Source organism: Fischerella sp. (assembly GCF_013388695.1).
Lineage (GTDB): Bacteria > Cyanobacteriota > Cyanobacteriia > Cyanobacteriales > Nostocaceae > PCC9605.
Map to the genome: position 1 here is coordinate 1 of NZ_JACAEU010000186.1, position 11,771 is coordinate 11,771.

Below are 11,771 nucleotides of genomic sequence, written 5' to 3' on the forward strand. Positions count from 1 at the left end.
ACTTCAGCACTAGCCAAGTCGAGAGGGAAGTTGTGAGCATTGCGCTCGTGCATAACTTCCATACCCAAGTTAGCGCGGTTGATGATGTCTGCCCAAGTGTTGATCACGCGACCTTGAGAGTCAATTACTGACTGGTTGAAGTTGAAACCATTCAGGTTGAACGCCATCGTGCTGATTCCCAGCGCGGTGAACCAGATACCAACTACAGGCCAAGCAGCCAGGAAGAAGTGCAAGCTGCGGCTGTTGTTGAAGGAAGCGTATTGGAAGATCAAACGACCGAAGTAACCGTGAGCAGCAACGATGTTGTAGGTTTCTTCTTCTTGACCGAACTTGTAACCGTAGTTCTGAGATTCGGTTTCGGTGGTTTCACGCACCAAGGAGGAAGTTACCAAAGAACCGTGCATTGCACTGAACAAGCTACCACCGAATACACCTGCTACACCTAACTGGTGGAAGGGGTGCATCAAGATGTTGTGCTCAGCTTGGAACACGATCATGAAGTTGAAGGTTCCAGAAATACCCAAGGGCATACCATCAGAGAAGGAACCTTGACCCAAGGGGTAGATCAAGAATACTGCGGTCGCAGATGCCAAAGGAGCAGAGTAAGCTACGCAGATCCAAGGACGCATACCTAAGCGGTAGGACAACTCCCACTGACGTCCCATGTAGCAGAAGCAGCCAATCAGGAAGTGGAAGATTACCAACTGGTATGGACCACCGTTGTACAACCACTCATCTAAGGAAGCTGCTTCCCAGATGGGGTAGAAGTGCAAGCCAATGGCGTTAGAAGAAGGTACAACAGCACCAGAGATGATGTTGTTGCCATACAGTAAGGAACCTGCAACAGGCTCACGGATGCCATCGATGTCAACGGGAGGAGCAGCGATGAAAGCGATAATGAAGCAGGTGGTGGCGGCTAAGAGAGTAGGAATCATCAGGACGCCGAACCAACCTACATATAAACGGTTTTCTGTGCTGGTTACCCAATCGCAGAACCGTTCCCATACGTTGCCGCTTGCGCGTCTTTGTAAGGTTGTAGTCATTGCTCTTATGAGTGCGATGAATTTTTTTTGACTTATGAATTCAGGCAAAAATATTTAGTTGCCTGTATTAAAAACTTTACACAAAATTTATTTTATTTCAAGCGGTTAAACACTCATTTTTTGTTAATTTTTGTATATTAAATTTTCGTAATAATTAAAGTTATTAATTAATATTTTGAATTATTTCTTAATACTTTAGTTAGACATAGTTCAATTGCCAGTTCTACTAATGAACTAAGTACAGCTTTGCGTAAAAAGGTAGCAAAGGTAGCGTTTTTAAACGCAGAGGGGCGCAGAGTCAGCGCACCAGGTAGCAGAGTCTTGGTGCAAAAATATCTCTATGAACTTATGCAATGTTGTACTAAGTAGGCTGACACACATAAACAACATAAACATCAGTTATGTAAAGAAAGATGAAACTTGCTTATTGCATTAAAAATCAAAGTAGATATACGGCAAACTGCCTTCTGGAGCTAGTACCCAGACAGCATAGAAGCAAGGAAGCACAAACAAGAGTTTTACAGGCCAATTGAACTGTAATTTCAGTTGACGGTTAAAGTAATAAATTACAGCCATGCAAATAGCAATAATGCCCAGCAGCATTCCTAGTTGATATTGACTGATGTTTAGAGCTTCCACATAGACTTTTTGAGCAAACTGGGTATCAGCAGGATAACCCCAAAGGTGTCGAAATACTAAAGAAGAATCTTGCAGATTCGGTAGACGGAACCAGATCCAAGAGGTGAAAACCATTATTTGTGTCAGCAGCCAAGCTACAAATGTACCCAAGGGGTTGTGCCAGAAATTTTCTAAGTTCTCAAAGCGATCGCTAAAAGCATCAGTAAGTCTATGCGCAACTAAGGCTAAACCGTGGCAAGCTCCCCAAACAAAAAAACCTAATGCCGCACCATGCCAAATACCAGCGATTAACATCACAATCATTAAATTCAAGCAGGTGTGCCCCAATCCTTGACGCGAACCACCTAAAGGGAAGTAGATATAATTACGCAGCCAATCTCCCAGCGTTATATGCCAGCGTCGCCAAAAGTCTGCAATACTTGTGCTGAAGTAGGGAAAGTCAAAATTTTCTGGTAAAACCAAGCCGAAAAGTAAAGCACTACCACGGGCAATATCTACATAACCGCTGAAATCTAAATACAACTGAAAACCGTAGGCAAATATTGCTAACCATAAATCAGTGCTACCTGCTCTTTGTAAATTACCGAAGCATAAATCTACATATATTCCCAGGTGATCTGCCAAAACACCTTTTTTAACTGCTCCTAGTGCAATCAACCATAGCGCTTCTGTTACAACATCAGCTGTAGGCAAGTGTAGATGATTGAATTGATTTGCCAGGTTGTGGAAGCGAGTAATTGGGCCAGAAATCAATTTAGCAAAGAAAAATTTATATGCTGCAAATTTAACAAACTGATTAGCAGCAGGCGCACCACGATAAACATCAACTAAATAAGCAATACACTCAAATGTGAAAAATGAAATACCTAAAGGTGCAATTAATTCTAAAGAAACCAGTGCTGAATTTGTTGAATCATAGTGAAAAAATTTGATTAAAGGATGTACATACTTAAAACCTAACAGCAGCAGAATATTAATAATTACACCCAGCCATAATAGTTTTAAACGCCGACTGTTCCAATCAGCTTGATGAAACTGCATCTGTTCGTCAGAAATTTGCAAGTCTAAATCATTGATTTTTATTCGGCTGGGTGAGTTATTGTAACCAATAGCTAGTCCAAAACGAAAGTTAATAAAAATTAGTGCTAATAGCAGTGGAACGTACTGAAGTTGTAAAGATGCATAGAAAGCAATGCTGGCAATCAGTAATGCCCACAGCCGTAATTTCTGTTGTGTTACCAACCAATAAATTATCAGTACGCTGAGTAAAAACAGTCCGTATAAGATTGATATGAAGTTCATTTAAATAGTCAAGAGTCAAGAGTCAAGAGTCAAGAGTCAATAGAAAATTTTGAGTAGTTAAGTTAATAGTAGGTTTTTTCACTAACTACTAACCAATGTACAGACGTGCCATGGCACGTCTCTACCAACCACTAACCACTAACTACTATCCAGTTAATCTACTTTGCCGACCAAGGAATCATCGGATCGATCGCAAGTTTTCTTGAGATTTCCTCTGCCCCGTAACGATTGAGATGGCTAGGGTCAGAAAAATAGTCATTTGTTTTAGGCCAAATTAAACTCAAATCCCGGTAAATTAAGTTGGAATTTTGGGCTAAATTTAGCATGTACTGCTGAAAATCTTGTTCATATTTTCTGCGTGCTGAATCTAGATATTCTCCGCTCAGGGGCATATTAACAAATACTAAAGTAATTTTTCTAAACTCAGCAAACTGGAGTACTTCTTGCAAAGCAGCGTCTTGCTCACCTCCTAGTTGGAAAGATTTATAGTCATTGTCATAATTGCCATTAACTTTAGGATGTTTTTGATAGTATGTAGCTGGGTTGAAGCGGATAGATATTGGTAAAAAGCCATCAAAATCAACAGCTTGATCAAAATAATCTTGTTCTGTAACTGTGGCTGAGACTTTTGTGGAGACTCCTTTGGAGCGATCGCCGATCAAAGGTAAAGAATTCAGTTTTTGGGTGAGCAACTTTTTGAGATTGTCGCGCTGTGGATAAGTAGTAGAAACAGCAGCCAAAGCTTGATTCAACCACCGATCCAAAGTTTGATAATTATTATCTTTATTGGTTTCAGTTTTTAAATTTGACTCCTCATTAGTAGGTGCGGTCGTGCTGACAACATTATCTGAGTCTTTGTTTGCTGGTGCTTTTTGCAATGCCTGTTGATAACCAGGTGATGTAGCGATCGCTTTAAAAGTTACATCCTCTCTACCATTGTTGAACGCACGAGCACCATCTGCCCAAATTATTAATTTTGGCAGTTCTGATGGCTTCAGCACCCGTCGGAGGATAAAATTTACAACTTGGGCTGTGGCTCCGTTAATACCAAAGTTAAATACATCAAGATTTGGATAGCCTTGAGTTGCCAAAGCTTTAGAAAGCGCGGATGGATCTACTCCCCTCAGAGCGCGAGAAGAACCAATAATTAACACATCTGGTGGTTTACCATTTTTGGCAAGACGCTGTTTGTAAAGTGCCAATTGCTCATCTAATTGCCGAGCGTTGAAACTTGGTAATTGCGATCGCGCTGCTAAAAGAATAGCTGTTGCTGTTGCTCTCTGTCTTGGTTTTAAATTATCTATATTGTGCGTGAACCCGGAAGTGTTAAATACATTCTTCCCAGACGCAGGGGATTTTTCACTTGATGTATTGGTAAAAAAGGCAGTTCTTTCTAGTTCCTCTGTGGAATCGTAAGCAGAGGATGATGTGAGTGGAACACTAACAACTTTTGGCGCTGGAGGTATGTAACGAGAAACTATGTAACCCAAAACCCAATCTGATTGTAGGGTGAGTAAAAAACCCAGCATACCCCAAACAAAGGCAACGCGCCATCCTTTTTCGTCTGCGCTTTGTTCTTGTGGCTCGTCAGTTTCAACAAACAGCTGTGTAGCCAACAGCCATCTTCTGACTCTTGCACCCCAATCCCGAGCCACTTCTGCAAAGATACTTTGTACTTCTTGGGTGGTTAAATCGGGACGCAACACAGGCTCGCTAGCCTCAGATGTTAAAAGCTCGCCAACATAGGCAGCAGTAGCAGCAAATTGTGGAATAGCTTCTGGTACTAAACGTTGGCGTTCGACAAAATCGACGCCATAGTGCCAAAAAGGTTCCTTGTTGCCAGCACGGCGGCCGTAAACTCGTACGCCTGCTATACCTGGTATTTTTAACTGATTAACAAACTGAGTAACTTTACTGGCTACTCGTTTGCGTGCTGGGCACACAGGTGCTTCGCACATTAAGTGTAACAAATCGCCTTTACGTAGCAGGAGTACGCGAGTACCACCTGTTTTGAGGCGAACATCCAGGTTAGGATTGAGCAAGCGCTCAAGTAAGAAAATAATAGCAGGTTCGTCACCAGCCGATGTTAATTCTAGCGCTGATGCTGCTAGTGCCGGATGTTCAGTTGCAGGTAAAGATTGCCAATCAATCCAAGCTGGTTGTTCATCTGCTGTTTTGTGTCCGTAGATAGTAGCGGCAAGAATTCCTTGGGGTGCAAGGGCTTGCAATTGGGGAAGGATCGCTTCTATACACAGTGTTTGATCGGGTGCTTGGGCTGTTGTTCTGGAAGCAACAGCGGGGCTGCAAAATACATGTAGCGTTGATTCTTTGAGAGTTGCCCCTACCTTGACTTTGAACTCAGACAACCTCTCATTCAACAACCGCGCGATCGCTTGCACATCTCCCCAACGCGCCCATTCTTTCAACATTACTTCGGCCGGTGTCAGATCTACCCGCAGTACCCAGTCAAAGCCTGTTTCGCCAAAAATTGTCGTGGCAATGACTGCATCTTGGTAGCCAGAAAGTTTGAGATTACGCAACTTCTGCGCTATTGGTTCTGCGATTAATGATGGATCGGGAGTGTAGCTCGACTGACAATATATTAATAACCGATTTTGATTGGTTGGATTTTCTAGATCTACTTCTTGCTTTTTGACTTTGACTTCTACCCCTATTCCCAAGCTACTCAGCGTTTCGCTAAGATAGCGAGCGATCGCATCTGGATTGCCTTGACGTGCCAGACTTTCGTTAGAAAGAATCAGCGCCCCACCAGTTTGACTGGATTTTTCAGCATCTGCAAGCAAGGCTTGATCCACCTGTTGCAAATGCCGCTCTAATTGATTTAAAAAAACCTGATGACACCACTGCGGCTTCTTTTCACCCTTCTTTCGGCCGTAGACAAAAACTTGGTATATTGAGTTTTGTTCGGTCTTAGTCAGAGCATCTAAGTCTGTATGCTGTAGGGCGTGTAGTAAATCTGAGAGAGTCTGCCAACGTTTAGGACACTCTATGCCTTCACAAAGAATGTGTAGATCGTTTCCCCGCAACCGGACTTTCACCCCTAAAGTGCTGATTCCTGTTGCTTGGCTTACCCATTGCACTAAAGACTGTTGGCTAATTGGTAATAATGTTTTCATGGGAAGTTGAGATTGGGGGAAGCTAGTATTGGGGATAGTACCAAATTGGTTAGTGGATAGTCGTTAGTGGATAGTGGATAGTGGTTAGTGGTTAGTGGTCAACTACTAACTACTAACTACTAACCACTAACTACTAACAATGCCTAATCACTTGTAAACTAGAACCATAGAATTATCCACTATGAGGTTTTTTTGAGCACTTTTGTGAAGTTATTTTTCTGCCAAATCATCAAACCTCTTTGTGTAAGCTTGTAAGCTTGACTTTTGTTCGATTTTTACCTTTTTTCATTTATCCTCCTTACACCAAAAATTACTTATGTCGGCTGCCAATTCCCAATCATCAGCTAACTCCGGACTAAATTTGGTTTTGTTCACTATTCCCCAATCTTTTCTCTTACAAATGGGTACGGCATCTGTTCTCATGTTGCTGATAGCAGAGAAAGCTGCTGTAGAAACCTTGCAAGCTTTAGGGGAAGCTAGTGAAGAATTATTTCGCGGCGATCGCCTTCCGATCCTTAATTTCCCAGAGCCAGCCACAGAAAATAAGCGTTAGATATTATACTACATTTCCCAAAATTATTGTGGCAAATTCCATGACGCTTCAGAACAAAAGCTGGAATCATAAAAATTAATTGGCTTTACTACAACAGAGGATATGAGTTCTCTTTTATACTTTTTTGCTCAGGAAGTGAATATCTACCCTGCCTCCGATTTATTTTTGCGCCATCGCCTACAAATGGTCGAGGAGTTGTGGGAATCCGTACTTCGGCAAGAATGCGGTCAAACTATGGTGGATCTGTTGCAGCAACTACGCGATTTGTGTTCGCCAGAAGGACAAGCAACCAACGATCAAGCCTCCTCTGTATTTAAGCTGATTGAACAGTTGAACATTAACGATGCGATTCGGGCAACTCGTGCCTTTGCATTGTACTTTCAGCTGATTAACATCATAGAGCAGGACTACGAACAACGGCAGCAAATAACTCGCTATGAGGTAGGGGGTGAACCAGGCACTCAGGCAACTCTCACAAATACAACCTCTCCCACAATTTCACAAGCTACAGAAACCTCTCTCAACAGCGGACTGGCAGCAGACTTACTGAATATAAATCGACAAGCTAACTCGAACAGCAAACGCAAAGGTACTTTCGCAGCCTTGTTTCCTCATTTATACCAGCTAAACGTACCGCCGCAACAAATTCAACGCCTCATTGCACAATTGGATGTACAGTTAGTATTCACTGCTCACCCAACGGAAATTGTCCGTCATACCATCCGCGATAAACAGCGGCGAGTGGTAAAGCTGCTGCAACAACTGGAGGTAGTGGAAAAACGTGGTGGTAACGGTGTCCATAACTGGGAAGCTGCGGAACTACGGGAACAGTTGCTAGAAGAAATTCGGCTGTGGTGGCGTACCGATGAGTTGCACCAGTTCAAACCAAGTGTACTGGATGAAGTAGATTATGCTCTGCACTACTTTCAAGAAGTTTTGTTTGATGCCATTCCTCAACTTTACAAACGCTTTAAATACGCTTTGGCAAGTACCTTTCCTTGGCTAGAACCACCAAGTAAAAACTTTTGCAAGTTTGGCTCTTGGGTAGGTGCAGACAGAGATGGCAACCCATCAGTGACACCAGAAATTACTTGGCAGACAGCTTGCTATCAGCGCAACATAGTTTTAGAAAGGTATATTCAGTCAGTGAAGCGGCTGATTAATTTGTTGAGTGTGTCGCTGCACTGGAGTGATGTTTTGCCAGATTTATTGGAATCTCTAGAAATAGATCAGTCCCAGTTAAGTGATGTTTATGATGAACTGGCACTGCGTTATCGCCAAGAACCGTATCGGCTCAAAATGGCTTATGTACTGAGGCGATTGGAAAATACACGCGATCGCAATTTGGCTTTGTATCGTCGGCAAACACCAAAAAGCGACGTTCCCATTTATCGATCTGGAGAAGAATTTTTAGCGGAACTGCGGCTAATTGAACGCAATTTGACAGAAACGGGTTTAACTAGTCGAGAATTAGAAAATCTCATTTGTCAAGTCGAAATTTTTGGCTTTAACTTGACTTGTTTAGATATCCGCCAAGAATCATCTCGTCACTCGGACGCTTTAAATGAGATTCTGGAATATTTGGGTATTTTGAAGCTTCCTTACAATGAACTTTCTGAGGAAGAAAAAGTTGCCTGGCTAGTCGGAGAATTGCAAACCCGCCGTCCGTTAATTCCCGCAGAACTACCATTTTCACCAAAAACCAACGATATCATTGAAACTTTGCGGATAGTGCGATCGCTACAACAAGAATTTGGTAGCAATGTCTGCAAAACTTACATCATCAGTATGTGTCGCCAAGTCAGCGATGTGCTAGAAGTCTTGCTATTGGCCAAAGAAGCCGGACTTTACGACCCCGGTACTGCTGTTGGTACTATTCAGGTAGTTCCCCTATTTGAAACTGTAGAAGACTTACAACGCTCCCGCAGCGTCATGCGACAATTGTTTGAACTACCTTTATATCGGGCTTTGCTAGCAGGTGGTTACGCTGCAATTCAAGGGGACAGGGGGAATGCCTCCCCATCTCCCCATCCCCCCATTGCCGACGGACAGTCGCCCCAAGTCGGGGAACCCGCCCACGGCGCTGTCCTCCCTAATCCCCACTCCCTGGCGGGAGCGGAGGCCCCGAGTTCCCCATCTCCCCTGACTCCCAACTTGCAGGAAGTCATGCTGGGGTATTCTGACAGTAACAAAGACTCTGGGTTTTTAAGTAGCAACTGGGAAATTCATAAAGCCCAAAAATCACTACAGCACATCGCCGAAGAACATGGGGTGACTCTGCGGATTTTCCACGGACGCGGCGGTTCCGTAGGACGTGGTGGCGGGCCAGCTTACGAGGCGATTTTGGCACAGCCTGGTCACAGTATCAACGGGCGAATCAAAATTACTGAACAAGGTGAAGTTTTGGCTTCCAAATATTCCTTGCGAGATTTAGCGCTGTACAATTTGGAAACCATTACAACAGCTGTAATTCAAGCAAGTTTGCTGCGGACAGGGTTTGATAATATCGAACCTTGGAATCAAATAATGGAAGAGTTAGCAGCGCGATCGCGCACTCATTATCGCTCACTCATCTACGAACAACCAGATTTTATTGACTTTTTCCACCAAGTTACCCCGATTGAAGAAATTAGCCTCTTGCAAATTAGCTCCCGTCCGGCGCGTCGTCCCTCTGGCAAGAAAGATTTAAGCAGTCTGCGGGCAATTCCTTGGGTGTTTAGCTGGACGCAAACGCGGGTTTTGCTGCCTTCTTGGTATGGTGTAGGTACAGCTTTGCAAGAATTTTTGAGCGAAGAACCGGAAGAACACCTGCAATTGCTACGCTATTTCTACATGAAATGGCCATTCTTCAAAATGGTGATTTCCAAAGCAGAAATGACCTTGGCAAAAGTAGACTTACAAATGGCGCGGCGCTACGTCGAGGAATTATCCGATCCAGAAGATAAACCCCGCTTTGAGAAAGTATTTGAACAAATTGCTAACGAATACTACCTCACACGCGACTTAGTACTAAAAATCACCGAACACGAACGACTTTTAGATGGCGATCCTGTATTGCAGCGATCGGTGCAGTTACGCAATGGCACAATTGTACCGTTGGGCTTCATCCAGGTTTCTCTGCTCAAGCGCCTGCGTCAGTCTAAGAATATAGCTACCTCGGGAGTGATTCACTCTCGATATAGTAAGGGTGAGCTACTGCGTGGTGCATTATTAACAATTAATGGTATCGCTGCCGGAATGAGAAATACAGGTTGAAATGTTGGTGGTTAGTGGTTAGTTGTTAGTGGTTAAAAACCCACAACTAACTACTAACTACTAACTACTAACAAATGACTATTGACTAATGACTAACAACCGAGTACTAGTTTGCACCTTTTTAGCATTGTTGTCAGGTTTTCTTAGTGGTTACATTGGTGGGCAAATCAGTGTAAAACTCCATTATCAAAAGTGTCAAAGCCAAGCTTGGGGTTTCAAGCATGTGTGTAATGCTTGGGTAACACCAGGAGCAATTTGGCAAGGTAGCACAACAGGATTATGGACTGGCACAATCTTGGGGGCATTTGTCGGCGGTTTAGTAACACGCCCAAGAAGGGGATAGGGATTGGGGAATGGGGAACTCGGGGCCCCCACGACCACAGGGAGTGGGGATTAGGGGCAATGGGGATTAGGGAGTGGGTGAAAATCATGAATGATGAATGCGGAAAATTTCATAATTCATAATTCATAATTCATAATTTTTATCTTCTGCCTCCTGCTTTCTTCAACTCAGTCCAAGAGTTATTGCTGGTGTCAAAACAGCGCCAAGTCCCCTCATTGCCTTCTTGATAGCAAAACAAACTGCGATCGCTAGCATGAAAGTCATCTGTCAAAAAATATACCATTCCCCGGAATGGATAGGTTTTACGACTTAACCGCTTAGCTACTGCTTGATTGGGACATTCCACCATAAATACAGGTTGTCCGTCGAAGTGAGCCAAAGAGAAAATACACATCCGCAAAATCGCTCGTAGCCAGCTTTCTGAATTTTCAAAATAATCGTCGATAATTTTGTTAGTCAGAGCTTTTTCCAGGGTACGGTCTTTGCTTTGAGGAGTGTGAGGGTCAGACATTGCACCACCTTTGACTATACCGTTGGTTTGAGATTAAACCAAAAACTTTATATATACAAGCGTATACGAAAATATACGGCAATTATTTAGATATTATTATTTAGTTATTATTTGCGATCCCGCCAAAAACGCCTTTGAAGCAGCTTGAGGAAGGATAATCGGCAGTATGGGAAAAATCAATTGCTATTTTTTATGCTCAAGCTTCTTGGTAGAATGCAGCAGTAAGGATAAAATTACATTGCCATGACTGCTGAAACTAACGAATTCCAGCAAACTACTAAGGGTGCTGATGCTGTTGATGAAGCGATCGCGCAGGGAATTGATTTTGACGGTAGTCCTATTCCGCCTGCGAAGCTAGAACTTTATCATCAAGTCATGGCGCTAGAGGGAAACAGACAGCGCAGTGGTGTCAGCAATACAATGCGATCGCGCATCGTCCGGATTGGTGCAAAACACATTCCCCAAGCCGAACTTAACCAAAAGCTGATGGATGCTGGTTTCGCGCCTCTCAAAGACAAAGAAATTGCCTTTTTCTATGGCGGCAAATAAGATTGAGATTGCATTATTAAAGCGAGACAGATACAATAGTACAGTCGGCTTTTCCCAAAGCCTTTTTTAACATGGGCGCGTAGCTCAGTGGATAGAGCAACTGCCTTCTAAGCAGTCGGCCGCAGGTTCGAGTCCTGCCGCGCTCGTTTTAACTAAATATGAACTCTCAAGCACTGTGAGGTGATAGGATAATATCCTCGCTTGAGGGTTCATTATTGCTACATCATACTAAGAACAAGGGTGATATTGCTGCTACAAAAGCAATAGCAGACTTAACCGTGAAAGGATACTTATACCAATTCAAAAAATGTTTGCGACAGATAAGGCATTAAGGATGAAGTCGTAACCAGCCAAAGAAGCAGCAATTTGAGGAGTTAGATCGGCCAGAAGTTGAGCAACTTTAGTTCGCAAACTCTCCAATTAAGACCCCGTCGTTAAC

The 11,771-nt window shown here is 43.2% G+C and carries 8 protein-coding genes and 1 tRNA gene; 5 read left to right on the forward strand and 4 right to left on the reverse strand.

Features of this window, described 5'->3' with window-relative positions; genetic code table 11:
• From psbA to HXY43_RS24860, 3 genes are all read right to left on the reverse strand, one after another.
• On the reverse strand, window positions 1-1,043 hold a 1,043-nt coding region (gene psbA / locus HXY43_RS24850), incomplete at its 3' end, for a photosystem II q(b) protein (RefSeq protein ID WP_290889292.1).
• Window positions 1,044-1,475: 432 nt separating this feature from the next.
• Window positions 1,476-2,984: an MBOAT family protein gene (locus HXY43_RS24855; RefSeq protein ID WP_290889295.1), complete on the reverse strand. Its 1,509-nt coding sequence runs from the start codon at window positions 2,982-2,984 to the stop codon at window positions 1,476-1,478.
• A gap of 158 nt (window positions 2,985-3,142) precedes the next feature.
• On the reverse strand, window positions 3,143-6,121 hold the full coding sequence (locus HXY43_RS24860; RefSeq protein ID WP_290889297.1) for a DUF1574 family protein: 2,979 nt from the start codon (window positions 6,119-6,121) through the stop codon (window positions 3,143-3,145).
• A 316-nt stretch (window positions 6,122-6,437) separates the two neighbouring features.
• Here HXY43_RS24860 and HXY43_RS24865 point away from each other — a divergent pair, with 316 nt between their 5' ends.
• The 3 genes from HXY43_RS24865 (at window position 6,438) to HXY43_RS24875 (ending at window position 10,272) form a co-directional block, all read left to right on the forward strand.
• The gene (locus tag HXY43_RS24865; RefSeq protein WP_290889300.1) at window positions 6,438-6,674 is read left to right on the forward strand and encodes a hypothetical protein; all 237 of its coding nucleotides are present in this window, start codon (window positions 6,438-6,440) and stop codon (window positions 6,672-6,674) included.
• Window positions 6,675-6,776: 102 nt separating this feature from the next.
• A complete protein-coding gene (locus HXY43_RS24870) occupies window positions 6,777-9,929 on the forward strand; it encodes a phosphoenolpyruvate carboxylase (RefSeq protein ID WP_290889303.1) in 3,153 nt (1,050 codons plus the stop codon).
• An 88-nt stretch (window positions 9,930-10,017) separates the two neighbouring features.
• The gene (locus HXY43_RS24875; RefSeq protein ID WP_290889306.1) at window positions 10,018-10,272 is read left to right on the forward strand and encodes a hypothetical protein; all 255 of its coding nucleotides are present in this window, start codon (window positions 10,018-10,020) and stop codon (window positions 10,270-10,272) included.
• A gap of 139 nt (window positions 10,273-10,411) precedes the next feature.
• Here the strand turns inward: HXY43_RS24875 and HXY43_RS24880 are convergent, their stop codons facing one another.
• Window positions 10,412-10,783: a hypothetical protein gene (locus HXY43_RS24880; protein ID WP_290889309.1), complete on the reverse strand. Its 372-nt coding sequence runs from the start codon at window positions 10,781-10,783 to the stop codon at window positions 10,412-10,414.
• A 243-nt stretch (window positions 10,784-11,026) separates the two neighbouring features.
• On the opposite strand from HXY43_RS24880, the gene HXY43_RS24885 reads away from it, so the two are divergent.
• On the forward strand, window positions 11,027-11,332 hold the full coding sequence (locus HXY43_RS24885; protein ID WP_290889313.1) for a DUF4090 family protein: 306 nt from the start codon (window positions 11,027-11,029) through the stop codon (window positions 11,330-11,332).
• A 73-nt stretch (window positions 11,333-11,405) separates the two neighbouring features.
• A tRNA-Arg gene (locus tag HXY43_RS24890) sits at window positions 11,406-11,478 on the forward strand.
• Window positions 11,479-11,771: the final 293 nt, after the last annotated feature.

Excerpts from the sequence above, each read along its gene's own strand:
- HXY43_RS24855 (WP_290889295.1), bottom strand. The coding sequence starts at position 2,984 with ATGAACTTCATATCAATCTTATACGGACTGTTTTTACTCAGCGTACTG.
- HXY43_RS24860 (WP_290889297.1), bottom strand. The coding sequence starts at position 6,121 with ATGAAAACATTATTACCAATTAGCCAACAGTCTTTAGTGCAATGGGTA.
- HXY43_RS24865 (WP_290889300.1), top strand. The coding sequence starts at position 6,438 with ATGTCGGCTGCCAATTCCCAATCATCAGCTAACTCCGGACTAAATTTG.
- HXY43_RS24870 (WP_290889303.1), top strand. The coding sequence starts at position 6,777 with ATGAGTTCTCTTTTATACTTTTTTGCTCAGGAAGTGAATATCTACCCT.
- HXY43_RS24875 (WP_290889306.1), top strand. The coding sequence starts at position 10,018 with ATGACTAACAACCGAGTACTAGTTTGCACCTTTTTAGCATTGTTGTCA.
- HXY43_RS24880 (WP_290889309.1), bottom strand. The coding sequence starts at position 10,783 with ATGTCTGACCCTCACACTCCTCAAAGCAAAGACCGTACCCTGGAAAAA.
- HXY43_RS24885 (WP_290889313.1), top strand. The coding sequence starts at position 11,027 with ATGACTGCTGAAACTAACGAATTCCAGCAAACTACTAAGGGTGCTGAT.